This is a genomic window from Streptococcus oralis subsp. tigurinus, from assembly GCF_002093545.1.
Classification (GTDB): domain Bacteria; phylum Bacillota; class Bacilli; order Lactobacillales; family Streptococcaceae; genus Streptococcus; species Streptococcus oralis_C.
Map to the genome: position 1 here is coordinate 78,234 of NZ_LNVF01000001.1, position 25,465 is coordinate 103,698.

Below are 25,465 nucleotides of genomic sequence, written 5' to 3' on the forward strand. Positions count from 1 at the left end.
CTATGGCAGTACAAATGGAATACGAAAAAGATGTAAAAGTAGCAGCGCTTGACGGCAAAAAAATCGCCGTAATCGGTTATGGTTCACAAGGACATGCGCATGCGCAAAACTTGCGTGACTCAGGTCGTGATGTCATCATTGGTGTACGTCCTGGTAAGTCTTTTGACAAAGCAAAAGAAGATGGTTTTGACACATACACAGTAGCAGAAGCGACTAAATTGGCTGATGTGATCATGATCTTGGCTCCAGACGAAATCCAACAAGAATTGTACGAGGCAGAAATTGCTCCAAACTTGGAAGCTGGAAATGCAGTTGGATTTGCTCATGGTTTCAATATCCACTTTGAATTTATCAAAGTACCTGCGGATGTAGATGTCTTCATGTGTGCTCCTAAGGGACCAGGACACTTGGTACGTCGTACTTACGAAGAAGGATTTGGTGTTCCAGCTCTTTATGCAGTTTACCAAGATGCTACAGGAAATGCGAAAAACATTGCTATGGACTGGTGTAAAGGTGTTGGAGCAGCTCGTGTTGGTTTGCTTGAAACAACTTACAAAGAAGAAACTGAAGAAGATTTGTTTGGTGAACAAGCCGTACTTTGTGGTGGTTTGACTGCCCTTATCGAAGCAGGTTTTGAAGTCTTGACAGAAGCAGGCTATGCCCCAGAATTGGCTTACTTTGAAGTTCTTCATGAAATGAAATTGATCGTTGACTTGATCTATGAAGGTGGATTCAAGAAAATGCGTCAATCTATTTCAAACACTGCTGAATATGGTGACTATGTATCAGGTCCACGCGTGATTACGGAGCAAGTTAAAGAAAATATGAAAGCTGTTTTGGCAGACATTCAAAATGGTAAATTTGCCAATGACTTTGTAAATGACTACAAAGCTGGTCGTCCAAAATTAACTGCTTACCGTGAACAAGCAGCTAACCTTGAAATTGAAAAAGTTGGTGCTGAATTGCGTAAAGCAATGCCTTTCGTTGGTAAAAACGACGATGACGCATTCAAAATCTACAACTAATTCTTGTGAAGAAAAACAGAAGGCGAGTTGGGGGTACCTAACTCGCTTTTTATCTTAAAAAGTATTTGAGGAGGAGACAATGCTAAGTGCAAAAGACGTGGTGAAAGCCCACAAAGTATTGAGTGGTGTAGTAGTCAATACTCCACTTGATTATGATCATTATTTATCGGAGAAGTATGGTGCTAAGATTTATTTGAAGAAGGAGAATGCCCAGCGTGTTCGTTCCTTTAAGATTCGCGGAGCCTATTATGCCATTTCTCAATTAACAAAAGAAGAACGTGAGCGTGGTGTAGTCTGTGCCTCTGCAGGAAATCACGCCCAAGGTGTCGCCTATACTTGTAATGAGATGAAAATTCCTGCAACCATCTTTATGCCCATCACAACACCGCAACAAAAGATTGGACAGGTCCGCTTTTTTGGTGGTGATTTTGTGACAATTAAGTTAGTTGGGGATACCTTTGATGCTTCTGCTAAGGCAGCACAAGAATTTACAGTTTCTGAAAACCGCACCTTCATTGATCCTTTTGATGATGCGCATGTTCAGGCTGGTCAAGGGACTGTCGCTTATGAGATTCTTGAAGAAGCCCGTAAAGAGTCTATTGATTTTGATACAGTACTTGTACCAGTAGGCGGTGGTGGATTGATTGCCGGTGTTTCAACTTACATCAAGGAAACCAACCCGACTATTGAAGTGATTGGGGTAGAAGCCAATGGAGCCCGCTCTATGAAAGCTGCCTTTGAGGCTGGGGGACCAGTTAAACTCAAAGAAATTGATAAGTTTGCTGATGGGATAGCTGTACAGAAGGTTGGACAGTTGACCTATGAAGCGACTCGTAAGAATGTTGAAACGCTGATTGGAGTGGATGAGGGCTTGATTTCTGAAACCTTGATTGATCTCTACTCCAAACAAGGAATAGTAGCAGAACCAGCCGGGGCTGCTAGTGTTGCAGCCTTGGAAGTTTTATCAGACTATATCAAAGGCAAGACGATTTGTTGCATCATTTCTGGAGGAAATAACGATATCAACCGTATGCCAGAGATGGAAGAACGTGCCTTGATTTACGATGGAATCAAGCATTACTTTGTAGTGAATTTCCCACAACGTCCAGGAGCTCTACGAGAGTTTGTAAATGATATTTTGGGGCCAAATGATGACATCACTCGTTTTGAATACATCAAACGAGCAAGCAAGGGGACGGGCCCTGTATTGATTGGGGTAGCCCTTGCCAATAAGCATGACTATGCTGGATTGATTCATCGTATGGAAAAGTTTGACCCGTCTTATATTAATTTGAATGGAAACGAAACATTGTATAACATGTTAGTTTAAACTAAAATAAAATTATTATCATATTATTTGCGTAATGATAACGATGGTGTTATAATGAGGGTGATGAAAGGGGGAGATTCCCATGGTTTTACGAATTTTATTTGTTGTATTGATTTTAGTGGTGATTGCATCAGTGATTACGATTAGTTCTGTATATGTGGTACGACAACAATCTGTCGCTATCATAGAACGCTTTGGTAAATACCAAAAGTTGAGCAATAGTGGTATTCATTTGCGGGCTCCCTTTGGGATTGATAGAATTGCAGCAAGAGTACAACTACGTTTGTTGCAGAGTGAAATCGTTGTAGAGACAAAGACGCAAGATAATGTATTTGTGACGATGAATGTAGCGACTCAGTATCGAGTAAATGAAAACAATGTCACAGATGCCTATTATAAATTGATGCGTCCAGAAGCCCAAATTAAATCCTATATTGAAGATGCTTTGCGTTCATCTGTACCAAAGCTAACCCTAGATGAGTTGTTTGAGAAGAAGGATGAAATCGCCTTAGAAGTTCAAAAACAAGTGGCTGAAGAAATGTCTACGTATGGGTATATCATTGTCAAAACGCTGATTACTAAAGTTGAACCTGATGCTGAAGTAAAACAATCAATGAATGAAATCAATGCAGCTCAACGTAAGAGAGTTGCAGCGCAAGAACTTGCTGAAGCAGATAAGATTAAGATCGTGACCGCGGCAGAAGCAGAAGCAGAAAAAGATCGCCTACATGGTGTAGGGATTGCAGAACAGCGTAAAGCGATTGTTGACGGACTGGCTGATTCTATCAAAGAGTTAAAGGGAGCTAATGTTGAGCTAACTGAAGAACAAATCATGTCTATCCTATTAACGAACCAGTATTTAGACACATTGAATAATTTTGCAGAAAAAGAAGGAAATAATACAATCTTCCTACCAGCAAATCCTAATGGAGTTGAAGATATAAGAACTCATATATTATCGGCTTTAAAAGCCAAATAAAAATATGCAGAATAATATAGTTGTGACGAATATATGTTTTTTTATTGACAGATAAAATAAAAACGTATACAATTAGGAATTGTAAAGAATAATTCAGGAGAAGAACATGGTTAAGTCAAACTTTGAAAAGGTAGAAGCAGTTGTTGGCTGGGTTCGTGATAAGAAGATCACAGGTTACCGTATCTCTAAAGAAACGAATGCGCGTGAAATGTCTATCATTGCCCTAGCGCAAGGACGCGCAAAAGTTAAAAATATTTCATTTGAAACAGCTCTTAGTTTAATCGATTTCTATGAAAAAAATCATGAAAAATTTGAAGATTGAACTGTGGTTACAGGCAGATTTCTGAATCGAGTCTGCCTTTCCTTTACAATTACAAACTAAAAAGACTGCATTCTGTATGCAGTCTTTATTTATTAATTGAGATAACGCTGAAGGAATTCTTTTGTCCGTTCTTCTTTAGGGTTCGTGAAGAGTTCTTCAGGTTTACCTTCTTCTGCAATGATTCCCTTGTCCATGAAGATGACACGATGGGAGACGTCGCGAGCAAATTCCATTTCGTGGGTTACAACAATCATGGTCAAGCCTTCTTGAGCTAGGTCCTGCATAATTTTGAGGACTTCTCCGACCATTTCGGGGTCAAGGGCAGATGTTGGTTCGTCGAAGAGAATGGCGTCAGGATTCATGGAGAGTGCACGAGCGATAGCTACACGTTGCTTTTGTCCACCTGAAAGTTGCTTCGGCTTGGCTTGCCAGTAACGTTCTCCCATACCAACTTTTTCAAGATTCTCTTTGGCAATTTTTTCAGCTTCAGAGTGGTCACGTTTGAGTACTGTCGTTTGGGCGACGATGGTATTTTCGAGGACATTCAGATTTTCAAAGAGATTGAAAGATTGGAAAACCATACCGAGCTTTTCACGATAATGGGTGAGGTTATAGCCTTTTTCCAGGACATTTTCTCCGCGATAGAGAATCTCTCCTCCTGTAGGTGTTTCTAGTAAATTAATCGAACGAAGGAAGGTTGATTTTCCGCTTCCCGAGCTTCCGATGATGGAAATAACCTCTCCTTTATGGACGGTGAGAGAAATGTCTTTTAGCACTTCATTTTGTCCATAGGATTTTTTTAGGTGTTTGATTTCAAGGATTGGTTGTGTCATTTTTTCAAATCCCCCGTTTGCATTTGGTTAGCACCTGTAGTGTAAGTGTCCATGTCCATATAGCGTTCGATAAAACGTAGGACACGGGTCACAGTGAAGGTGAGGACAAAGTAAATCACTGCAATGATGGTAAAGGTCTGGAAGTATTGATAGGTTTGAGTCGCTACAGTATTTCCTGAGAAATAAAGCTCGACAACTGAAATAACGTTCAATACAGAGGTATCTTTGATATTGATGACAAACTCATTACCAGTAGCAGGTAGAATATTACGGACAACCTGAGGAAGGACAATCTTACGCATGGTTTGATTGTGGGTCATACCAAGAGCAGTTGCAGCTTCGAACTGTCCCTTGTCAACTGCTAGAATACCACCACGAACGATTTCTGTCATGTAGGCACCCGTGTTGATTGAGACGATAAAGATAGCAGCCAGTGTCCGGTCGAGATTGATACCGAAAGCTTGAGCAGTCCCATAGTAGATAACCATGGATTGAACAATCATCGGTGTACCACGGAAGATTTCAATATAGACATTGAGAATCCAACCGACTAGTTTTTGTAGGCCGTAAATGGCTTTGTTTTCAGAGAGAGGAGCCGTACGGAAGACACCAATGGCAAGACCGATAATGAGACCTACGATAGTTCCGATGATTGAGATTAAAAGAGTGACCCCTGCACCACGCAAGAGCTGTTGCCAGTTTTCAGAAAGAATTTTAGCAACTTGGCTGAAGAAATTACTGCTACTTTCTTCAGTTGCTGTGGCTTCGGCAGGTTGCTCCTGAATCATACGATCCATCAGTGCAACTTGTTCATCTTTGGAGATGGTTTCAATACTAGCATTAATTTGGCTGATACGACTGTCATCTTTACGAAGTCCAATGGCAATAGCAGTATCTTCTTCTCCAGTCTTGAAACCTGGTTCTACTTGGACCATCTGAAACTTAGAGTTAGCGGCTTCGGCAGTCAGTGCTTCAGGGCGTTCCGAAACATAGGCATCAATAACACCAGCCTCAAGAGCTTGGCGCATTTGGGCAAAGTCGCCCATAGCTGTTTCTTTCTTGACACCAGGGATTTGGGAAATCAAATCATAAAGGTAAACACCTTGTTGAGAAGTGATTTTTGCTCCGCTAAAGTCCTCTAAAGATTTGGCATTGGCATAGGCAGAGTCTTTTTTGACCAATAGAACTGGCTCGCTAGTATAGTAACTGCTTGAAAAAGCAATTTCTTGTTTGCGTTCAGCGGTTGGGCTCATACCGGCAATGATCATATCGATTTTGCCAGAAGTAAGGGCTGGAACAAGTCCTTCCCACTTGGTTTTCACGACCAAAGGTTCCTTACCCAGATCTTTGGCAATCTTTTTAGCGATTTGAACATCATAGCCGTTGGCATATTGGTTGGTACCGTCGATTTTGACAGCACCATTACTATCATCGTCTTGGGTCCAGTTGAAGGGAGCGTAAGCTGCCTCCATTCCGATGCGTAAATATTCGTCGGCTTGGACTTGGCTAGCTAGTCCTAATGTAAGGGCTAGGCTAGCAAGAATAGATAAGCATAATTTTTTCATGTTTTCTCCTATTTCTAGTCTAAAAAATGACTTCTCTCTATTGTATCTAAAAATGGTGAGATTTTCAATACGAATAAGCCTTTACTTATAAAAAATGATATAATGATAGCAAAGATAAAAAGGGGGATTGTGTTGTGAAAAAGACTTTTTTCGTGCTTTTATTTAGCTTGTTTTGTATTTTACCACTCTCTGTTTTTGCGGTTGATTTTAAGATTCGCTCTTATCAAGGTGATTTGTATATTCATGCAGATAATACGGCAGAATTTAGGGAGAAAGTAGTCTATTATTTTGATGAAGACTTTAATGGACAACTAGTAGGACTTGGCCGTTCTGGTAAGATGCCAAAGGGCTTTGAAATAGATCCCAGTCCGAAGGTTCAGGTATGGAAAAATGCTAGCGCCATTGAGAATGTCAATAGTGAAGTGATAGAAGAATCGGAAGGTTATACTGTAAAAGTGTATAATCCAGGCCAAGAAGGGGATACCGTTGAAGTGGTAATCACATGGCAACTAAAAAACCTCCTATTTCTATATGATGATATCGCGGAACTTAATTGGCAACCCTTGACAGATAGTTCAGAACCTATCGAAAATTTTGCGTTTCGGGTAACAGGCTTTAATGGAGCTGAAAAACTTTTCTTTCATACAGGGAAACTCTTTACAGAGGGCAAGGTAGAGAAGACAGGTGGTGATTATCGTGTTCATTTGCAGAACCTACCTCGTCAGCGTGGGGTTGAATTGCATGCCTATTGGCCTAGAAAAGATTTTGGAACTGATTTGGATCAGGGATTGAAGGGCAATCGTTTAGCAGAATTTGAAAAAATAGAGGAGTCCATTGTTGCTGAAAAAGCTCAAAGCAAAGCTCTGGTTACGTGGGTTATCCCTTTTCTACTCTCGCTTTCTTTAGTCTTTAGTGTCATTTTCTATCGCATTTACCGAAGAAAAACCTCCCCATCGAAGAAACATGCTAAAAATCACCGTCTCTACGAACCGCCAATGGACTTAGAACCGATGGTTTTATCGGAATCTGTTTACTCCACTTCTTTAGAGGAAGTCAGCCCCTTGACCAAGGGAGGAGGGAAGTTCACCTTTGACCAACTCGTTCAGGCAACCTTGTTGGATGTGATTGACCGTGGAAATGTTTCAATCATCTCAAATGGAGATGAGGTCCGTCTAAAAGTCGTAAAAGAAAAAGGATTAGCCAGTTTTGAAAAGGATTGCCTTAATTTGGCCTTTTCAGGAAGAGAAGAAGTGCTTGTTTCAGATTTGTTTGCAGATTACCAAGTGTCAACTAGTCTTTACCAAGGTGCAAAAGCAGCTGATGAAAAACGAATTCAGAAAACAGGACGTAAACTTAAGTCGTCTTTTGAGCAAGCTCTGAAGCAGATGCAGGATGGAGTGAGAAAGCGGGTTTCCTCTTTGCAACTTCCAGATTATTATCGTCCACTGAGTAATGGCGAAAAAATCTTGCGATTGACGATAGGTGTCTCTACGCTTCTACCTGCTTTCGTTGGTTTTGGCTGGTTCTTGTACAGTTTGGATGCTCACGGGTATCTTTCCCTGCCACTTCCTATCCTTGGGTTTGTGAGCTTGATGTTAGCTGCCGTCTATTATTGGACAACCCGATTTGATACTCGTGATGGTGTTTTAAACGAAGAAGGACTAGAAGCGTACTATCTCTGGACTAGTTTTGAAAACATGCTTCGCGATATCGCCCATCTAGACAAGGCAGAATTAGAGAGTATTGTTCTTTGGAATCGCCTCCTTGTCTATGCTACTTTATTTGGTTATGCGGACAAGGTGAGTCATTTGATGAAATCTTATCAGATTCAAGTTGAGAATCCAGATATCAATCTTTATGTAGCTTATGGCTGGCACAGCATGTTTTATCATTCAACTGCTCAAATGAGTCACTATGCTAGTATTGCAAACACAGCAAGTACCTACTCCGTCTCTTCTGGAAGTGGTTCTTCAGGTGGAGGATTCTCAGGAGGCGGAGGTGGTGGTAGCATCGGTGCCTTCTAAAAAACCTATCGCAGAATCCGAAATTATGCTATAATAGAGGACAGAAAAAGGAGTAATACATGTATCTTATTGAAATTTTGAAGTCGATCTTTTTTGGGATTGTTGAAGGAATTACAGAATGGTTGCCCATTTCAAGTACGGGTCACTTGATCTTGGTTGAAGAATTTGTACAATACAAGGACCAAAATGAAGCCTTCATGTCCATGTTTAATGTTGTCATTCAGCTCGGTGCTATCTTAGCGGTTATGGTGATTTACTTTAACAAGCTCAATCCCTTCAAACCTGGTAAAAATAAGGTGGAAGTCCGTCGAACTTGGCAATTGTGGTCAAAAGTCCTCGTTGCGACCTTGCCTTTATTGTTAGTCTTTAAGCTGGATGATTGGTTTGACACTCATTTTCATAATATGGTATCAGTTGCTATTATGTTGATTATCTATGGGGTTGCCTTTATCTATCTCGAAAAACGAAATAAGGCGCAAGCCATTGAACCAATAGTAACAGAGCTAGACAAGTTGCCTTATAAAACAGCTCTTTACATCGGACTCTTCCAAGTCCTCGCCCTCTTCCCAGGAACGAGCCGTTCTGGTGCAACTATCGTTGGTGGTTTGTTAAATGGAACGAGTCGCTCTGTCGTAACAGAGTTTACCTTCTATCTCGGAATTCCTGTTATGTTTGGGGCTAGTGCTTTAAAGATTTTCAAATTTATAAAAGCAGGTCAACTCTTGAGTTTTGGACAACTGTTCTTGCTTTTGGTTGCTATGGGAGTAGCCTTCGCGGTCAGCATGGTTGCTATTCGCTTCTTGACTGGCTATGTGAAGAAGCACGACTTTACCCTCTTTGGTAAATACCGTATCGTACTCGGTAGTGTCTTGTTGCTCTATAGTTTTGTGCGTTTATTTGTATAAGAAAAAGCTTGAGGGAATCTTCCTTCAAGCTTTTTAAAATCCTGTTACTGTGACTCCTAGCAAACGAATGCCTTTTTCTTTTTCAGCTAGTTCTTCGTAGAGTTGAAGGGCAGTTTGAGAAATCTGACTAGTATCCTGTGTTGCTTGTGGGAGGCTTTTTCGTCTAGTTAGAGTAGAGAAGTCAGCATATCGTATTTTTAGGATAATGATTTTTCCAGCTTTGCCTTGTTGGCTGAGATTGTGAGCTACCTTTTCTGAGAGAAGAGTCAGCTCTTTTTTGATGTCTTCTTCTACTTGCAGGATTTTTCCGTAGGTTTTTTCCTTGCCAATGGACTTGCGAATACGATTGGCCTTGACCGGTGAATTATGAATGCCCCTAGCCTTTCGATAAAGATCAAAACCGAGTCTGCCAAACCGATCGATTAAAGTGACTTCAGAAACAGCCAATAAGTCTTCACCAGTATAAATGCTCATTTCATGAAGGCGTTCAACTGTTTTTTTGCCCACACCGTGAAATTTAGCAATGTCCATTTGTTTGAGAAAATCCTCAGCCTGATCTGGGAGGATAACTGTCAAACCATGTGGCTTTTGATAGTCACTAGCCATTTTAGCTAAGAATTTGTTATAAGAGACGCCTGCAGAAGCAGTCAGGTGTAGTTCCTGCCAGATATCCTCTTGGATAAGGCGGGCTATTTTGACGGCTGACTTGATACCGAGTTTATTTTCCGTTACATCCAAGTATGCCTCGTCAATACTCATAGGTTCGATCAAATCAGTGTAGCGTTTAAAAATAGCACGAATCTCAAGTCCCACAGTTTTGTATTTTTCATAATTTCCGGAGATAAAGATGGCTTGAGGACAACGCTCATAAGCTTCTTTAGAACTCATGGCAGAGTGAATGCCAAAGGCTCGCGCCTCGTAGCTACAGGTAGAAACGACACCACGCCCACCTGTTTGTCTGGGGTCGCTCCCAATGATGACAGGTTTTCCTTTTAACTTAGGATTGTCTCTTATTTCCACCGCAGCAAAAAAGGCATCCATGTCGATATGGATGATTTTTCTGGACAAATCATTTATCAATGGAAATATGAGCATTCCAATCCCTTTCTAGAGTCATTTTCTATTTATTATACCCTTTTTTCTGAAAAAATGGGAAAGTTCAACCTGACTTTCAAAAATATAATACAGATTAGAGCAAAAAAGGGGCTGTAGTATAAAAGAAAGCGCCTAAAATGCCGGTTTTCTCTTGTTGAAATCGGTTACTGTGTGGTATACTTGATTTATGAATGTAACAGATAGTTGTTACTAGAAAGAAAAATGAGGACATTAACATGGTTGTTAAGACAGTTGTTGAAGCGCAAGATATTTTTGATAAAGCTTGGGAAGGCTTCAAAGGCGTAGATTGGAAAGAAAAAGCAAGTATTTCTCGCTTCGTTCAAGCTAACTACACACCTTACGATGGAGATGAAAGCTTCCTTGCTGGACCAACAGAACGTTCACTTCACATCAAAAAGATTGTAGAAGAAACAAAAGCACACTACGAAGAAACTCGTTTCCCAATGGACACTCGTCCAACATCTATTGCTGATATTCCTGCTGGATTTATCGACAAAGAAAACGAATTGATCTTTGGTATCCAAAACGATGAACTCTTCAAATTGAACTTCATGCCAAAAGGTGGTATCCGTATGGCTGAAACGACTTTGAAAGAAAATGGATACGAACCAGATCCAGCTGTTCACGAAATCTTCACTAAATATGTAACAACAGTTAACGACGGTATCTTCCGTGCTTACACTTCAAACATCCGTCGTGCTCGTCACGCTCACACTGTAACTGGTCTTCCAGATGCTTACTCACGTGGACGTATCATCGGTGTTTACGCACGTCTTGCTCTTTACGGTGCAGACTACTTGATGCAAGAAAAAGTAAACGACTGGAATGCAATTAAAGAAATTGATGAAGAAACAATCCGTCTTCGCGAAGAAGTAAACCTTCAATACCAAGCATTGCAACAAGTTGTTCGCTTGGGTGACCTTTACGGTGTTGACGTTCGCAAACCAGCGATGAACGTCAAAGAAGCTATCCAATGGGTGAACATCGCCTTCATGGCTGTCTGCCGTGTTATCAACGGTGCTGCTACATCTCTAGGTCGTGTACCAATCGTGCTTGACATCTTTGCAGAACGTGACCTTGCTCGGGGTACATTTACTGAATCAGAAATCCAAGAATTCGTTGATGATTTCGTTATGAAACTTCGTACAGTTAAATTTGCTCGTACAAAAGCTTATGACCAATTGTACTCAGGTGACCCAACCTTCATCACAACTTCTATGGCTGGTATGGGTAACGACGGTCGTCACCGTGTTACTAAGATGGACTACCGTTTCTTGAACACTCTTGACAACATCGGTAACTCTCCAGAGCCAAACTTGACAGTTCTTTGGACTGACAAATTACCTTATAGCTTCCGTCGCTACTGTATGCACATGAGCCATAAACACTCTTCTATCCAATACGAAGGTGTAACAACAATGGCTAAAGACGGATATGGTGAAATGAGCTGTATTTCATGCTGTGTGTCACCACTTGACCCAGAAAATGAAGAACAACGTCACAATATCCAGTACTTCGGTGCTCGTGTTAACGTATTGAAAGCCCTTCTTACTGGTTTGAACGGTGGTTACGACGATGTTCACAAAGACTACAAGGTATTTGACATAGAACCAATCCGTGACGAAGTTCTTGAATTCGAATCAGTTAAAGCGAACTTTGAAAAATCTCTTGACTGGTTGACTGACACTTACGTAGATGCTTTGAACATCATCCACTACATGACTGATAAGTACAACTACGAAGCTGTTCAAATGGCCTTCTTGCCAACTAAACAACGTGCAAACATGGGATTCGGTATCTGTGGATTTGCTAACACTGTTGATACATTGTCAGCGATTAAATACGCTACCGTTAAACCAATCCGTGATGAAGATGGCTACATCTACGATTATGAAACAATCGGTGAATACCCACGTTGGGGTGAAGATGACCCACGTTCAAACGAATTGGCAGAATGGTTGATCGAAGCTTACACAACTCGTCTACGTAGCCACAAACTCTACAAGAACGCAGAAGCTACAGTATCACTTTTGACTATCACATCTAACGTTGCTTACTCTAAACAAACTGGTAACTCACCAGTCCACAAAGGTGTATACCTCAACGAAGATGGTTCTGTGAACTTGTCTAAACTTGAATTCTTCTCACCAGGTGCTAACCCATCTAACAAAGCTAAAGGTGGATGGTTGCAAAACTTGAACTCACTTGCTAGCCTTGACTTTGGTTATGCAGCTGATGGTATCTCATTGACAACTCAAGTTTCACCTCGTGCTCTTGGTAAAACTCGTGACGAACAAGTGGATAACTTAGTAACAATCCTTGATGGTTACTTCGAAAACGGTGGACAACACTGTAACTTGAACGTAATGGACTTGAAAGATGTTTATGACAAGATTATGAATGGCGAAGATGTCATCGTTCGTATCTCAGGATACTGTGTAAACACCAAATACCTCACTCCAGAGCAAAAAACTGAATTGACACAACGTGTCTTCCACGAAGTTCTTTCAATGGATGATGCCTTGAGCTAATATTCAATTAGAATAGAAAGAAAGCCAGTTAATCTAACTGGTTTTCTTGTGTTTTAAAAACTTTTTAAAAAATAGTCAAATTTGGTCAAAAAAGTTATTGACTTTTACTGACCAAAGTGATATAGTAGAAACATAAGGAAAATGAATTCCTTAAAAAGCTCATTTTCAACGAATTAGTCTTTGAGAATGAGGTATAGAATCCCGAGAAAGGGGTGAGGCCTATGTTGAATCTAACAGACCTTGAAAAGAAGATTATAGAAGGCTCATTTAAGAAAGAAAAACCAGAAATTATACGTAGGGTAGCTAGTTAGCTAGTCTAAAATTTTTAAAACAAAGGTCAAAGATAGTCAATATCAGATATCGCAAATAATTAACAATAAACGAGGTAAAGAATATGAACAACAACTTTAATAACTTTAACAACATGGATGATTTATTTAACCAATTGATGGGTGGTATGCGAGGATATAGTTCTGAAAACCGTCGCTACTTGATTAATGGACGAGAAGTGACACCTGAGGAATTTGCTCATTATCGTGCAACTGGTCAATTACCAGGAAATGCAGAATCTGATGCGCAAATGCAACAACACGCTTCAGGTATGAAACAAGACGGTGTCCTTGCTAAGCTAGGTCGTAACTTGACGGCGGAAGCTCGTGAGGGCAAGTTGGATCCTGTTATCGGACGAAATAAGGAAATTCAAGAAACATCTGAAATCCTCTCACGTCGTACCAAGAACAATCCTGTACTTGTCGGAGATGCAGGTGTTGGTAAGACAGCCGTTGTCGAAGGTCTAGCACAAGCTATTGTGAACGGAGATGTTCCAGCTGCTATTAAGAACAAGGAAATCATTTCTATTGATATCTCAGGTCTTGAGGCTGGTACTCAATACCGTGGTAGCTTTGAAGAAAATGTTCAAAACTTGGTCAATGAAGTAAAAGAGGCAGGAAATATTATCCTCTTCTTTGATGAAATCCACCAAATCCTTGGTGCTGGTAGCACTGGTGGAGACAGTGGTTCTAAGGGGCTTGCGGACATTCTCAAGCCAGCCCTCTCTCGTGGTGAATTGACCGTTATTGGAGCGACAACTCAGGATGAATACCGTAACACCATCTTGAAAAATGCAGCTCTTGCTCGTCGTTTCAACGAAGTGAAGGTCAATGCTCCTTCAGCAGAGGATACCTTTAAAATCCTTCAAGGGATTCGTGACCTCTATCAACAACACCACAATGTCATCTTGCCAGACGAAGTCTTGAAAGCAGCAGTGGATTATTCTGTCCAATACATTCCTCAACGCAGCTTGCCAGATAAGGCTATTGATCTTGTCGATGTAACGGCAGCTCACTTGGCAGCTCAACATCCAGTAACAGATGTTCATGCTGTCGAACGGGAAATCGAGGCAGAAAAGGACAAGCAAGAAAAAGCAGTTGAGGCAGAAGATTTCGAAGCAGCTCTTAATGCTAAAACACGTATTGCAGAATTAGAGAAAAAAGTCGAAAACCACACAGAAGATATGAAGGTGACTGCAAGTGTCAACGATGTGGCTGAATCTGTGGAACGAATGACAGGTATTCCAGTGTCTCAAATGGGAGCATCTGATATCGAACGTTTGAAGGATATGGCTCATCGCTTGGAACACAAGGTTATCGGCCAAGATAAGGCAGTAGAAGCTGTAGCTCGTGCTATCCGTCGTAACCGAGCAGGATTTGATGAAGGCAATCGCCCAATCGGTAGCTTCCTCTTTGTAGGGCCTACTGGGGTTGGTAAGACAGAGCTTGCTAAGCAATTGGCATTGGATATGTTTGGAACCAAGGATGCGATTATCCGTTTGGATATGTCTGAATACAGTGACCGCACAGCCGTTTCTAAGCTAATCGGTACAACAGCAGGTTATGTGGGGTATGATGATAATAGCAATACCTTGACAGAACGTGTTCGTCGCAATCCTTACTCTATCATTCTCTTGGACGAAATTGAAAAGGCTGATCCTCAAGTAATCACCCTTCTCCTCCAAGTTTTGGATGATGGTCGTTTGACTGATGGTCAAGGAAATACAGTGAACTTCAAGAACACTGTCATTATCGCAACATCAAATGCTGGATTTGGCTATGAAGCTAACTTGACAGAAGATGCGGATAAACCAGAATTGATGGATCGTTTGAAACCCTTCTTCCGTCCAGAATTCCTTAACCGCTTTAACGCAGTTATCGAGTTTTCACACTTGAATAAGGAAGACCTTTCTAAGATTGTGGACTTGATGTTGGCTGAAGTTAACCAAACCTTGGCTAAGAAAGACATTGATTTGGAAGTTAGCCAAGCAGCTAAGGACTTTATCACAGAAGAAGGCTATGACGAAGTTATGGGTGTTCGTCCGCTCCGTCGCGTGGTGGAACAACAAATCCGTGATAAGGTGACGGACTTCCACTTGGATCATCTAGATGCTAAACATTTGGAAGCAGATATGGAAGATGGCGTTTTGGTTATTCGTGAAAAAGCCTAACTCAAGATTTTGAGAATAAAAAAAGAAGGAACTAGCTAAAAAGCTAGTTCCTTTTGTGTTTAGATGATATGGCGCTCAAAGGCATCGTCTGAGATTCCTTGTTCCAGGATGAGTTTCGCCCATTCTTTGGCAGAAAAGAGGCTGTGGTCCTTGTAGTTTCCGCAAGATTCGATGGTTGTTCCAGGGACATCTTCCCAAGTAGTGGTTTCAGCAATTTCTTTGAGCGAATCCTTGATAACGGCCGCAATTTCAGCGCTAGTATGGCGTCCCCACATAATCATGTGGAAGCCTGTGCGGCAACCAAATGGTGAGCAGTCAATCATGCCGTCAATGCGGGTACGGATGAGTTTTGCCAAGAGGTGTTCGATAGTGTGAAGGCCAGCGGTAGGGATAGAGTCCTCATTTGGCTGTACCAAGCGAATATCAAAGTTGGAGATGACATCTCCCTTTGGCCCTGTTTCTTCCCCAATCAAGCGAACATAGGGTGCTTTAACAATAGTGTGGTCAAGTTCAAAACTTTCAACAATAACTTCTTTTGACATGGTAGTTCCTTTCAGTTTTCTTTTTTCATTATATCATAAAGGGTGCTGTTGATGGAGTTTGATAAATAACTTTTTGAGACTAGAATGATAATAAAGTCTCTATACATAAACCTCAGAATTATAAAAAAGAATGGAGTAAAGGAAAAGAAAAACTGAGTTCTTTCTAATGAAGCTAGAGCGACTTTTGAAAAGTGGATCAACTTTTTCTGAAATTTCTGTTTAATCTCTGAACTAATTCTGAACTAGATTGGGTATACTGGAGAAAATAAAGATAAAGGAGTTCAGTATGGAACATATGGTGAAAATAGAAGGCGTCTGCAAAAAGCATGGCAGCAAGCAGATTTTAGAAGATATTTCTTTTACAGCTAGAAGCGGTCGGATTACAGCTTTTCTAGGCCCAAATGGTGCGGGGAAAAGTTCGACCTTGAGGATTCTCTTGGGGTTAGATTGGGCGACAGCAGGGACTGCAACTTTTGATGGGCAAACCTATCAATCAATGACCTATCCGCTCAGAACGGTAGGTGCAGCCTTTGATGGCATTGGCGGTCTGCCAAATCGAAAGGTCTATGACCACTTGAGGATTATTGCGGCAAGTAATGCTATTCCCAAGTCTCGGATCGATGAGGTTTTGGAGATGACTGGAATCGCTCATAAGAGGAAGGATCTCTTGTCAAGCCTGTCTCTGGGGGAAGGTCAACGCTTAGGTTTGGCAGCAGCTTTGCTGGGTGATCCTCAGTTTCTTATATTAGATGAACCGACCAATGGGCTGGATCCAAGTGGGATTAAGTGGTTTAGAAAGTTCATCCGTCAGCAGGCTGATTTAGGGAAAACGGTACTTCTATCTTCCCATATCCTATCAGAGGTGCAAATGGTGACAGATGATGTAGTCTTGATTCATCATGGGCGAATTATTGAGCAAGGACGATTGGAAGAGGTGCTGCAAGATTCAGAAAGTCTAGAAGATCTCTTCTTTGATTTGACAGAGGAGGTTTAAGATGAAAGAAACGATGTCTTTATTGCATTCAGAATGGTTGAAAATCCGATCAATCAAGGCTTTCAAAGTGAGTGTGGCCTTCATGCTACTATTGGTGCCTGTCGTATCTTGGCTGGAGGGTAGACAGTATTTGTCTATCGGCTTGGATGCTACACCTGAGACGGTTCCTAATCTGATAAACGCCATTGATCCGCTGGAATATCTAGGTCTCAACGGGGCTTCTATGGCGGTCATGGTTTTGGTCATTTTAGCTGGAATTTTGGGAGCTATGGAATTTCAGTCTCATAGCTTGAGAACCAGTCTCTTGACCTGTAATAACCGCCTGAAGTTGCTTGTGGGGAAACTCATGACCTTTGCTTGCTTTTCTCTTGCCACTAGCTTTTTATCAATCTACTTTAGTTATATGGTCATGCATCTGGCTTTAGGAAAGGAAGGGCTTGATCCGATTTTGCTCAATCAGGCAGCTTGGAGTTTGATTTTGTGGAAAACCTTATCTCTAACCTTATTAGGAATCCTTTCATTTTTGTTAGGTTTATTGGCTCGGACCATGCTAGTTCCTCTGCTTTTTCTCGTACCCCAAATCTATAATTTAGGAAACTACCTAGCTGCTCACACGAGTTGGGGGACTTATTTGCCACAGCCAGCAGGAGAGTTGTTTGCTGCAACGCCAACTTCCCAATATGCTAACAATCCCTTGCAAGGGCTGTTGATACTTGGTGCATGGTTGCTAGTCATCGGCGGCATGGCTTCTCTGCGCTTTTTGAAGACGGATTTAGGAGGGCGATACTGATGATAAAAGCTCTGCTTAGAAGTGAATGGATTAAGTTTCGTTCTTACTATCTCGTTCTTGGTGCCGCCTTGGTGGCTCTGGTAGTCGTTCCTTTTTTTCTGATGAATCTTGACTATAGTCAGACAGCAGTTGGCCAGACAAAGGCTCTGAGTGAGGCTTTACATGCTCTCTATCTGGCACAGCCTGTTGTCGTTATCTTCACTTCTCTCTATTTTGCCCAGGAGTTTGTCAAGTCTGGGATGCGAACGAATTTTCTAACTGTATCAAATAGAAAGGCTTGGTTGGCTGGGAAAATCCTTTTTCTGGTCTTACTGCTCTTGGCTCTCTACAGTGTCATGGTAGGCAGCTGTTTCTTTGTTATGCTGGCTCGTTTTGACCTAAGCTTTAGCTGGTCCTTACTGGGGAAATTCCTCTATTACAGCTCTTTTGGTCTTCTCAGCAATATTTTTCTGGCTTTTTTAACTGCTGGCCTCGCTTTGCTCTTTCAATCTTGGGTTGTGCCGGTGTCGGTGCTCTTTCCTCTCTTGATTGGTCTCAGCCGTTTATTGGCAACGTTCATCAAGGAGGCAAAGTACCTGCCCGATCTGGCTACGCTAAATCTTTTTGAGTATGAAGGGCTTCAGCATTCAATAGATCTCTCAGGGCTGGGAATACAGCTGTTATGGTTAACTTTGGTTTGGAGCTCTGCTATATTTTTAACCTTGAAACGAGATGTTCGCTAGAGGTATGCTATAATGGAACTCATGAGACAGTATCGTATTTTGGTGGTTGATGACGACCAGAGCATTTTGAAGCTGGTGAAAAACGTCCTAGAGCTAGATGCTTATGATGTGACGACGCTTGATCGGATAGAAGACCTAGAGCTGACGTATTTTGTCGGATATGACTTGATTCTGCTGGATGTGATGATGGAGCCTGTTAATGGTTTTGAGCTGTGTTCCTATATTCGTCCTCATCTTTCGTGTCCAATCATCTTTCTGACGGCTAAGGAGTTGGAGGCGGACAAGGTGGAAGGGCTCTTTCGCGGAGCAGATGACTATATTGTCAAGCCTTTTGGGACCAAAGAATTGCTGGCGCGTGTCAGAGCTCATCTTCGGCGGGAGGAAAGACGTGAGGAGCGATACTCTGAAATTGCTTCTTGTCAATTTTATCCAGAGCGCTATGAAGTTGCCTGTTTTGGTAAAGTCTTGAAATTTTCAGAGCGAGAGTTTAAGTTGCTACATTTACTAGCTAGTAATCCCAAGCAGACCTTTTCAGCTGAACGCCTGCATACCTTGCTTTACCCAGAAAGCTCAGAAACACAGCTTCGCTCTATCTCAGAATACGTATATCAGATTCGCCAAAAATGCAAACAAGAAGGGCTGCAAGCAATCGCAACAGTTAGAGGAGTAGGCTATAGATGGCAATTAGAACCCGAAATTTCAAAAGCCTAGTCTGGACAACTAGCTTGAAAATCGTCTTTTTCCATGTTTTGATTTTTGTGCTTATAGGTTATGAATTTACGCAAGGAAGTGATCACGTTCTTTTCGCCTTGTTCTTCTGGGCAGGGAGCTTGCTGCTGATTACTTTTTATCATATTTTGAAATTGCTCCGAAAAATCGACAGGGAAATAAAAATGCTAACGAGCGAGAAGTTTTTAGAAGAAAATCAAAGCCAGCTTTTTCGGATTGAGGAAATGCTAGAAGTCTATAGCGATTTACGGAGCAGCCACCAAGAAAATGCTCGTCTTCTAGAAAAAGAGCAGCAGCATAATCAGGAGTTGATTTTACAGCTATCAGCGACATCGCACGATTTGAAGACGCCCCTAACTGTGATTAAGGGAAATGCTGAGCTCTTGGAGTTGGCGCAGTTGGGCCAGCCACAGGCAGACTATGCTGCTGAGATTTTGCAGGCTTGTCACAAGATGGAAGAGTATTGTGGCTCTTTGATTGATTACGCTAAGACTTTTCAGATTGATTCTAATCAGTTCAGTCAGCTTTCCTTAGGGGACTTTTTGGCTTATCTCCAGGACGACTGGGCACTGTTCAGTAAACAGGAAAGCTATCGTTTTTATCTCCAAGAAGATTGTGATCTTAGTCTGATTTTGTCGATTCATTTGGACTATCTTAAACGGGCTTTGCTCAATATTTTACTGAATGCGCTTGAACATGCAGACCAGGATCAAAAGGAAGTCAAGCTAACGGTATCAGTGCAGCAGGACCAGTTGGTTTTTGCTATCTGGAACAACGGCCCTTCATTTTCAGAGGAGATGCTGCTGGGAGCGGAACGGCTCTTTTACCAGAGTGACCAAAGTCGCAATTCAACTAATCCCCATCATGGTATCGGCTTAGCCTTTTCTAAGCAGGTAGCTCTCTTGCACGGTGGTCGTCTGACCCTGCTCAATCCAGCCCAAGGAGGAGCTTGTGTTGAGTTGACAATTTCATTGAAATAAATGAGAATGGAAAATCATAAAAACGCATAATACCAAGTGTCCAAAAGACTTGATATTATGCGTTTGATTTTTTTATTATGTAAAGATTTACTGGATTTTTCTCTCAAATTGAGTTTTTGTCCAGCCTTGTTTATTTACTTCCGATACAAGCGGTCGTATTGGTAGTATGGGTCAAAGGTTACGTTGATGCCTAGTTTGCGAAGGACATTCTTGTCTTCATCGGTCAAGATGATGGTAGAGTGTGCTTCGCTACCTTTGAGGTTACCAAGTTCTTCCATGGCACGCGCAGCATCAGGATTTTCCATAGCTGTGATTGCAAGGGCAATCAGGATTTCATTTGAATGCAGGCGTGGATTGCGACTACCGAGATGGTTGATTTTAAGGCCTTGGATTGGTTTGACGACTTCAGGCTCGATTAGTTTTACTTCTTTAGCGATATCAGCTGATTTCTTAATGGCGTTGATCAAGGCGGCAGCTGTAGGGCCAAAGAGTTCTGAGTTTTTACCAGTGACAATGTCACCAGATGGCAATTCGAGAGCAAGGGCAGGCCCACCGGTTTCTTCTGCCTTTTGGCGTGCTGCGACAGCAACCTTACGGTCTGCAGGTGTGATACCGAGGTCGTTCATGAGCAACTCGATTTTCTTGACAGCAGATTCCCCGACTTTTTCAGCCTTGAAGTCAAGAACTGTTTGATAGTAACGGCGGATGATTTCTTGTTTAGAGGCTTCGATAGCAGCTTCATCATCTGTAATAGCGAAACCAACCATGTTGACACCCATGTCTGTTGGTGAAGCGTATGGAGATTCACCGAGAATGCGTTCCAGCATACGTTTGAGCACTGGGAAGATTTCGATATCACGGTTGTAATTGACAGTGGTTTCTCCGTAGGTTTGGAGATGGAAAGGGTCAATCATGTTGACATCATCTAGGTCTGCTGTAGCAGCCTCGTAGGCCAAGTTGACAGGGTGATGAAGGGGCAGATTCCAGACTGGGAAGGTTTCAAATTTAGCGTAGCCAGACTTGATACCATTGATTTGGTCATGGTACATGTTTGACATACAAGTTGCCAATTTTCCAGAACCAGGTCCAGGAGCGGTTACGACAATCAAGTTGCGACTAGTTTTGATGTAGTCATTTTTCCCCATACCTTCAGGAGAAATAATGTGGTCCATATCCGTCGGATATCCTTTGATTGGATAATGAAGGTAAGAATCAATCCCGTTTTTCTCAAGCTGGTTGCGGAAAGCATCTGCAGCGGGTTGACCAGCGTATTGTGTGATAACAACGGAGCCGACAAAAATCCCCAATTCATTGAATTTATCAATCAAACGAAGAACTTCTTGGTCATAAGAAATGCCTAGGTCGCCACGTGCTTTGGAATGTTCGATGTTGTTAGCATTAATGGCAATCACAACCTCAACCTGCTCTTTCAATTCTTGCAAGAGCTTGATTTTATTGTCAGGCTCATAACCAGGAAGTACACGAGCAGCGTGGAAATCTTCTAACATTTTGCCACCAAACTCCAAATAGAGCTTGCCATCAAATTGGTTAATGCGCTCCAAAATGTGGTCGCGCTGTAGATTCAGATATTGTTCAGAACTAAAAGCTTGTTTTTTCATTTTTTTACCTCTGACCTCTATTATAATAAAAAATTGGAAGTTAGGAAACTACGGAGCTAAAAAAGAAATTAAAAAGATTAAGCAAACGCTTGCACAAAATTTTAAAAAGCGCTATCATAGACTATAGATTATTAAAATAATGAGGTAAACAGATGCAAGAAAAATGGTGGCACAATGCCGTAGTCTATCAAGTCTATCCAAAGAGTTTCATGGACAGTAACGGAGATGGAATTGGCGATTTGCCAGGAATTACTAGTAAGTTGGACTATCTAGCCAAGTTAGGAATCACAGCGATTTGGCTTTCTCCCGTTTATGACAGTCCTATGGATGATAATGGCTATGATATTGCTGATTATCAAGCGATTGCAGCTATTTTCGGGACTATGGAGAACATGAACCAACTCATCGCAGAAGCTAAGAAGCGGGATATTCGAATTATCATGGACTTGGTGGTCAATCATACCTCGGATGAGCATGCTTGGTTTGTCGAGGCCTGTGAAAATCCTGGCAGCCCCGAGCGAGACTACTATATCTGGCGGGATGAGCCCAATGATTTGGAGTCTATCTTTAGTGGGTCTGCCTGGGAATACGATGAAAAATCGGGTCAGTACTATCTCCACTTTTTCAGCAAGAAACAGCCTGATCTCAACTGGGAGAATGAAAAACTTCGCCAGAAAATCTATGAGATGATGAACTTCTGGATTGATAAGGGCATCGGTGGTTTCCGTATGGATGTCATTGACATGATTGGCAAGATTCCTGATGAGAAAGTAGTCAATAATGGTCCCATGCTCCATCCCTATCTCAAGGAGATGAACCAAGCAACCTTTGGAGATAAGAATCTCTTGACAGTAGGAGAGACCTGGGGAGCAACGCCAGAGATTGCTAAACTGTACTCTGATCCCAAGGGACAAGAATTGTCTATGGTCTTCCAGTTTGAGCACATTTGTCTTCAATATCAGGAAGGGCAACCTAAATGGCACTATCAAAAAGAGCTGAATATCAGTAAGTTAAAAGAAATCTTCAACAAATGGCAGACAGAGTTAGGAGTTGAAGACGGCTGGAATTCCCTCTTCTGGAACAACCATGACCTTCCTCGTATCGTCTCTATCTGGGGAAATGACCAAGAATACCGTGAGAAATCTGCCAAAGCCTTTGCAATCCTACTTCATCTTATGAGAGGGACTCCTTATATCTACCAAGGTGAGGAGATTGGGATGACCAACTATCCATTTGAAACACTGGACCAAGTAGAAGATATTGAATCCCTCAACTATGCGCGTGAAGCTCTTGAGAAAGGCGTTTCTATAGAGGAAATCATGGACAGCATCCGTGTCATCGGTCGTGATAATGCCCGTACCCCGATGCAATGGGATGAAAGCAAAAATGCTGGTTTCTCAACAGGTCAACCTTGGTTGGCAGTTAATCCAAACTACGAAGAAATCAACGTTCAAGAAGCACTGGCAAATCCAGATTCTATTTTCTATACCTATCAGAAGTTGGTTCAAATCCGTAAGGAGAACAGCTGGCTGATTCGAGCTGACTTTGAATTGCTTGATACAGCTGACAAGATCTTTGCTTATATCCGTAAGGACGGTGACCGTCGTTTCTTAGTTGTGGCTAACTTGTCCAATGAAAAACAAAACTTTTCAGTAGAAGGAAAAGTTAAATCTGTCTTGATTGAAAACACTACTGCTAAAAAAGCAGTTGAGAAACAGACCTTGGCACCATGGGATGCTTTCTGTGTTGAAATGACTGATTAAAATAAGTGAACCTCAAGCCTTTGATGCTTGAGGTTCTTTTACTAAAAAATATGTAGAAAAGTCTTTAAAAAATATTTGTTAGAATTTTCTAAAAAATCTGGCGAAAGTCCTTGCTTTTATGAGAAAATAGGGTATAATGGTGAAAACACTATCTTTAAGGAGATTACTTATGAGATCGAAAAAGTGGCTCTTAGGAGCAGGTGCCGTCCTGAGCACAGCCCTTCTTTTGACTGCTTGTGGGCAAAGTGAAAAGAAGGCTGATGCACCCAAGACATTCTCTTATGTCTATGCTATGGATCCATCATCTTTGGACTACAGTGTGACGAGCAAGAGTTCAACTTCTGACGTTATAGCGAACGTTGTCGATGGCCTTTTGGAAAATGATAAGTATGGAAACTTAATTCCATCACTTGCAGAAGACTGGTCCGTTTCTAAAGATGGTTTGACTTACACCTACAAACTTCGTAAGGGTGTAAAATGGTATACTTCTGAGGGAGAAGAGTATGCTGAAGTCAAGGCTCAGGATTTTGTTACTGGTCTAAAACACGCAGCTGATGGAAAATCAGATGGTCTTACTTTGATTCAAGATTCTATCAAAGGATTGGCTGCCTACATCAGTGGAGAAAGCAATGACTTTTCTACAGTAGGAGTCAAGGCTGTTGACGATTACACAGTAGAATATACGCTCAACAAGCCAGAAAGTTTCTGGAACTCTAAAGTCACAACTGCGACCATGCTTCCAGTAAATGAAGAGTTTTTGAATTCTAAAGGGAGCGACTACGGTGCGCCAACACCATCAAGTATTCTTTATAACGGTCCTTATTTCTTGAAATCATTGACTTCAAAATCAGTCATCGAATATGAAAAGAATCCGAACTACTGGGATAAGGACAATGTTAAGATTGACAACATTAAACTAACTTTCTACGATGGATCAGACCAAGAATCTTTGATTCGTAGTTTTACGCAGGGTGCTTATACAACAGCTCGTCTCTTCCCAACAAGCTCAAATTTTGAGTCAACTAAAAAAGAATACGGCGATAAGATTGTCTACAGTCCACAAGAAGCAACAAGCTACTACCTCACTGTTAACGTAAATCGCCAGTCTTACAATAAAACAGCTAAAACAGACGAAGCTCAAAAAACATCAACAAAAGAAGCTCTTCTTAATAAGAACTTCCGTCAGGCGCTGAACTTTGCCCTTGACCGTCATTCTTACACTGCTCAGTTGAATGGTGAAGAAGGTGCGGACAAAATTATCCGTAACAGTCTAGTGCCTCATGACTACGTTCAAGTAGGTGAAAAAACTTTTGGAGAATTGGCACAGGCGGAGCTCGTTTCGTATGGAGACCAGTGGAAAGATGTAGCCCTTACAGATGGCAAGGATACGATTTACAGTCCTGCAAAAGCTAAGGCAGCCTTTGCTAAAGCTAAGGAAGAATTGCAGGCCAAGGGTGTTACTTTCCCAATCCATTTGGATATCCCAGTTGAACAAACAGATGTAATCGCCGTTCAGCAAACCAATTCACTCAAGCAGTCAATCGAATCATCACTTGGTACTGAAAATGTCATTGTCGATGTCCTTCAAATGACCGATAATGAAAAAATGAGCATCACGTCTCAAGCCAAGGTGCCATCCCAAAAAGATTATGACTTGAACGGAACTGGTTGGGGACCAGACTATCAAGACCCAGCTACCTACCTCAACATCCTTGATGCCAAGAAGGGTTCAGCCCTTAAACACTTGGGGATCACTCGCGGAAAAGATCCAGAAGTGATGGCTCAAGTTGGTCTGGATGAATACAAGAAACTCTTGGATGATGCTGCATCTGAAACAAGCGACCTCAATAAGCGTTATGAGAAATATGCTAAAGCTCAAGCTTGGGTGTCTGATAGCTCACTCTTAATCCCAGTTGCTTCTTCAGGTGGTTCTCCAACTGTTAGCCGTACTGTACCATTCACCAAAGCCTACTCTCAAGTCGGAATCAAGGGAGACCCATTTGTGTTCAAAGGATTGGAGTTGCAAAATGATGTTGTGACTGCAAAAGAATACGAAGAAGCCTTCAAGAAATGGCAACAAGAAAAAATCGAAACAAATGCCAAATACCAAAAAGAACTTGAAAAACATGTCAAGTAATCTATAAACAGAAAAGGGAAGTTGCAGGAAACTGTGCTTCCTTTTTTTGTTTTGAGACA

20 protein-coding genes are annotated in these 25,465 nt (G+C 41.6%); 15 read left to right on the forward strand and 5 right to left on the reverse strand.

What is annotated here, in order from left to right:
• Positions 1–2: 2 nt before the first annotated feature.
• From ilvC to ATE34_RS00445, 4 genes are all read left to right on the forward strand, one after another.
• Entirely contained in the window at positions 3–1,025 is a 1,023-nt protein-coding gene (gene ilvC, locus ATE34_RS00430) for a ketol-acid reductoisomerase (protein ID WP_000290683.1), read from the forward strand.
• Between the two features lie 79 nt (positions 1,026–1,104).
• Positions 1,105–2,355, forward strand: coding sequence for a threonine ammonia-lyase IlvA (gene ilvA / locus ATE34_RS00435; RefSeq protein WP_061598047.1), 1,251 nt, complete (start codon positions 1,105–1,107; stop codon positions 2,353–2,355).
• Positions 2,356–2,437: 82 nt separating this feature from the next.
• Positions 2,438–3,334, forward strand: a complete 897-nt coding sequence (locus tag ATE34_RS00440) for an SPFH domain-containing protein (protein ID WP_061598046.1) — start codon at positions 2,438–2,440, stop codon at positions 3,332–3,334.
• Between the two features lie 106 nt (positions 3,335–3,440).
• Entirely contained in the window at positions 3,441–3,656 is a 216-nt protein-coding gene (locus ATE34_RS00445) for a capsule biosynthesis transcriptional regulator (RefSeq protein WP_000241003.1), read from the forward strand.
• 92 nt (positions 3,657–3,748) lie between these two features.
• Here ATE34_RS00445 and ATE34_RS00450 read toward each other — a convergent pair whose 3' ends face one another.
• A complete protein-coding gene (locus ATE34_RS00450; protein ID WP_000193353.1) occupies positions 3,749–4,489 on the reverse strand; it encodes an amino acid ABC transporter ATP-binding protein in 741 nt (246 codons plus the stop codon).
• Positions 4,486–6,054: an ABC transporter substrate-binding protein/permease gene (locus tag ATE34_RS00455; protein ID WP_061598045.1), complete on the reverse strand. Its 1,569-nt coding sequence runs from the start codon at positions 6,052–6,054 to the stop codon at positions 4,486–4,488. The genes ATE34_RS00450 and ATE34_RS00455 overlap by 4 nt, the downstream gene beginning before the upstream one ends.
• A 134-nt stretch (positions 6,055–6,188) precedes the next feature.
• Between ATE34_RS00455 and ATE34_RS00460 the strand changes: the two genes are divergently transcribed.
• The gene (locus ATE34_RS00460; RefSeq protein WP_084910590.1) at positions 6,189–8,078 is read left to right on the forward strand and encodes a DUF2207 domain-containing protein; all 1,890 of its coding nucleotides are present in this window, start codon (positions 6,189–6,191) and stop codon (positions 8,076–8,078) included.
• A gap of 59 nt (positions 8,079–8,137) precedes the next feature.
• Entirely contained in the window at positions 8,138–8,983 is an 846-nt protein-coding gene (locus ATE34_RS00465; protein ID WP_061598043.1) for an undecaprenyl-diphosphate phosphatase, read from the forward strand.
• Positions 8,984–9,016: 33 nt separating this feature from the next.
• Here ATE34_RS00465 and dinB read toward each other — a convergent pair whose 3' ends face one another.
• A complete protein-coding gene (gene dinB / locus ATE34_RS00470; RefSeq protein ID WP_084910592.1) occupies positions 9,017–10,078 on the reverse strand; it encodes a DNA polymerase IV in 1,062 nt (353 codons plus the stop codon).
• Between the two features lie 236 nt (positions 10,079–10,314).
• On the opposite strand from dinB, the gene pflB reads away from it, so the two are divergent.
• A complete protein-coding gene (gene pflB, locus ATE34_RS00475; protein WP_033583856.1) occupies positions 10,315–12,630 on the forward strand; it encodes a formate C-acetyltransferase in 2,316 nt (771 codons plus the stop codon).
• 394 nt (positions 12,631–13,024) lie between these two features.
• The gene (locus ATE34_RS00480; protein ID WP_084910594.1) at positions 13,025–15,130 is read left to right on the forward strand and encodes an ATP-dependent Clp protease ATP-binding subunit; all 2,106 of its coding nucleotides are present in this window, start codon (positions 13,025–13,027) and stop codon (positions 15,128–15,130) included.
• A 59-nt stretch (positions 15,131–15,189) separates the two neighbouring features.
• Here ATE34_RS00480 and ATE34_RS00485 read toward each other — a convergent pair whose 3' ends face one another.
• Entirely contained in the window at positions 15,190–15,672 is a 483-nt protein-coding gene (locus ATE34_RS00485; RefSeq protein WP_000032556.1) for an S-ribosylhomocysteine lyase, read from the reverse strand.
• 286 nt (positions 15,673–15,958) lie between these two features.
• On the opposite strand from ATE34_RS00485, the gene ATE34_RS00490 reads away from it, so the two are divergent.
• From ATE34_RS00490 to ATE34_RS00510, 5 genes are read left to right on the forward strand one after another with little or no spacing between them, the layout of a single operon-like run.
• Positions 15,959–16,666, forward strand: a complete 708-nt coding sequence (locus ATE34_RS00490; protein WP_084910596.1) for an ABC transporter ATP-binding protein — start codon at positions 15,959–15,961, stop codon at positions 16,664–16,666.
• A 1-nt stretch (position 16,667) separates the two neighbouring features.
• Positions 16,668–17,456, forward strand: a complete 789-nt coding sequence (locus ATE34_RS00495; RefSeq protein WP_084910598.1) for an ABC transporter permease — start codon at positions 16,668–16,670, stop codon at positions 17,454–17,456.
• Positions 17,456–18,178 (forward strand): lantibiotic ABC transporter permease, encoded by a 723-nt coding sequence (locus ATE34_RS00500; protein WP_084910600.1) that lies wholly within the window; start codon positions 17,456–17,458, stop codon positions 18,176–18,178. Before ATE34_RS00495 ends, ATE34_RS00500 begins: the two co-directional genes overlap by 1 nt.
• A gap of 12 nt (positions 18,179–18,190) precedes the next feature.
• On the forward strand, positions 18,191–18,889 hold the full coding sequence (locus tag ATE34_RS00505; RefSeq protein ID WP_084910602.1) for a response regulator transcription factor: 699 nt from the start codon (positions 18,191–18,193) through the stop codon (positions 18,887–18,889).
• The gene (locus ATE34_RS00510) at positions 18,856–19,887 is read left to right on the forward strand and encodes a sensor histidine kinase (protein ID WP_084910604.1); all 1,032 of its coding nucleotides are present in this window, start codon (positions 18,856–18,858) and stop codon (positions 19,885–19,887) included. Before ATE34_RS00505 ends, ATE34_RS00510 begins: the two co-directional genes overlap by 34 nt.
• A 134-nt stretch (positions 19,888–20,021) precedes the next feature.
• On the opposite strand, the gene ATE34_RS00515 is transcribed toward ATE34_RS00510, so the two are convergent.
• Positions 20,022–21,506, reverse strand: coding sequence for a DUF1846 domain-containing protein (locus ATE34_RS00515; protein WP_084910606.1), 1,485 nt, complete (start codon positions 21,504–21,506; stop codon positions 20,022–20,024).
• A gap of 152 nt (positions 21,507–21,658) precedes the next feature.
• Here ATE34_RS00515 and ATE34_RS00520 point away from each other — a divergent pair, with 152 nt between their 5' ends.
• A complete protein-coding gene (locus tag ATE34_RS00520) occupies positions 21,659–23,269 on the forward strand; it encodes a glycoside hydrolase family 13 protein (RefSeq protein ID WP_084910608.1) in 1,611 nt (536 codons plus the stop codon).
• 169 nt (positions 23,270–23,438) lie between these two features.
• Complete coding sequence (locus tag ATE34_RS00525) at positions 23,439–25,406, forward strand: peptide ABC transporter substrate-binding protein (protein ID WP_084910610.1); 1,968 nt, start codon at positions 23,439–23,441, stop codon at positions 25,404–25,406.
• Positions 25,407–25,465: the final 59 nt, after the last annotated feature.

Coding starts and splice junctions, on each gene's coding strand:
- ilvC (WP_000290683.1), top strand. CDS start 3: ATGGCAGTACAAATGGAATACGAAAAAGATGTAAAAGTAGCAGCGCTT.
- ilvA (WP_061598047.1), top strand. CDS start 1,105: ATGCTAAGTGCAAAAGACGTGGTGAAAGCCCACAAAGTATTGAGTGGT.
- ATE34_RS00440 (WP_061598046.1), top strand. CDS start 2,438: ATGGTTTTACGAATTTTATTTGTTGTATTGATTTTAGTGGTGATTGCA.
- ATE34_RS00445 (WP_000241003.1), top strand. CDS start 3,441: ATGGTTAAGTCAAACTTTGAAAAGGTAGAAGCAGTTGTTGGCTGGGTT.
- ATE34_RS00450 (WP_000193353.1), bottom strand. CDS start 4,489: ATGACACAACCAATCCTTGAAATCAAACACCTAAAAAAATCCTATGGA.
- ATE34_RS00455 (WP_061598045.1), bottom strand. CDS start 6,054: ATGAAAAAATTATGCTTATCTATTCTTGCTAGCCTAGCCCTTACATTA.
- ATE34_RS00465 (WP_061598043.1), top strand. CDS start 8,138: ATGTATCTTATTGAAATTTTGAAGTCGATCTTTTTTGGGATTGTTGAA.
- dinB (WP_084910592.1), bottom strand. CDS start 10,078: ATGCTCATATTTCCATTGATAAATGATTTGTCCAGAAAAATCATCCAT.
- pflB (WP_033583856.1), top strand. CDS start 10,315: ATGGTTGTTAAGACAGTTGTTGAAGCGCAAGATATTTTTGATAAAGCT.
- ATE34_RS00480 (WP_084910594.1), top strand. CDS start 13,025: ATGAACAACAACTTTAATAACTTTAACAACATGGATGATTTATTTAAC.
- ATE34_RS00485 (WP_000032556.1), bottom strand. CDS start 15,672: ATGTCAAAAGAAGTTATTGTTGAAAGTTTTGAACTTGACCACACTATT.
- ATE34_RS00490 (WP_084910596.1), top strand. CDS start 15,959: ATGGAACATATGGTGAAAATAGAAGGCGTCTGCAAAAAGCATGGCAGC.
- ATE34_RS00495 (WP_084910598.1), top strand. CDS start 16,668: ATGAAAGAAACGATGTCTTTATTGCATTCAGAATGGTTGAAAATCCGA.
- ATE34_RS00500 (WP_084910600.1), top strand. CDS start 17,456: ATGATAAAAGCTCTGCTTAGAAGTGAATGGATTAAGTTTCGTTCTTAC.
- ATE34_RS00505 (WP_084910602.1), top strand. CDS start 18,191: ATGGAACTCATGAGACAGTATCGTATTTTGGTGGTTGATGACGACCAG.
- ATE34_RS00510 (WP_084910604.1), top strand. CDS start 18,856: ATGGCAATTAGAACCCGAAATTTCAAAAGCCTAGTCTGGACAACTAGC.
- ATE34_RS00515 (WP_084910606.1), bottom strand. CDS start 21,506: ATGAAAAAACAAGCTTTTAGTTCTGAACAATATCTGAATCTACAGCGC.
- ATE34_RS00520 (WP_084910608.1), top strand. CDS start 21,659: ATGCAAGAAAAATGGTGGCACAATGCCGTAGTCTATCAAGTCTATCCA.
- ATE34_RS00525 (WP_084910610.1), top strand. CDS start 23,439: ATGAGATCGAAAAAGTGGCTCTTAGGAGCAGGTGCCGTCCTGAGCACA.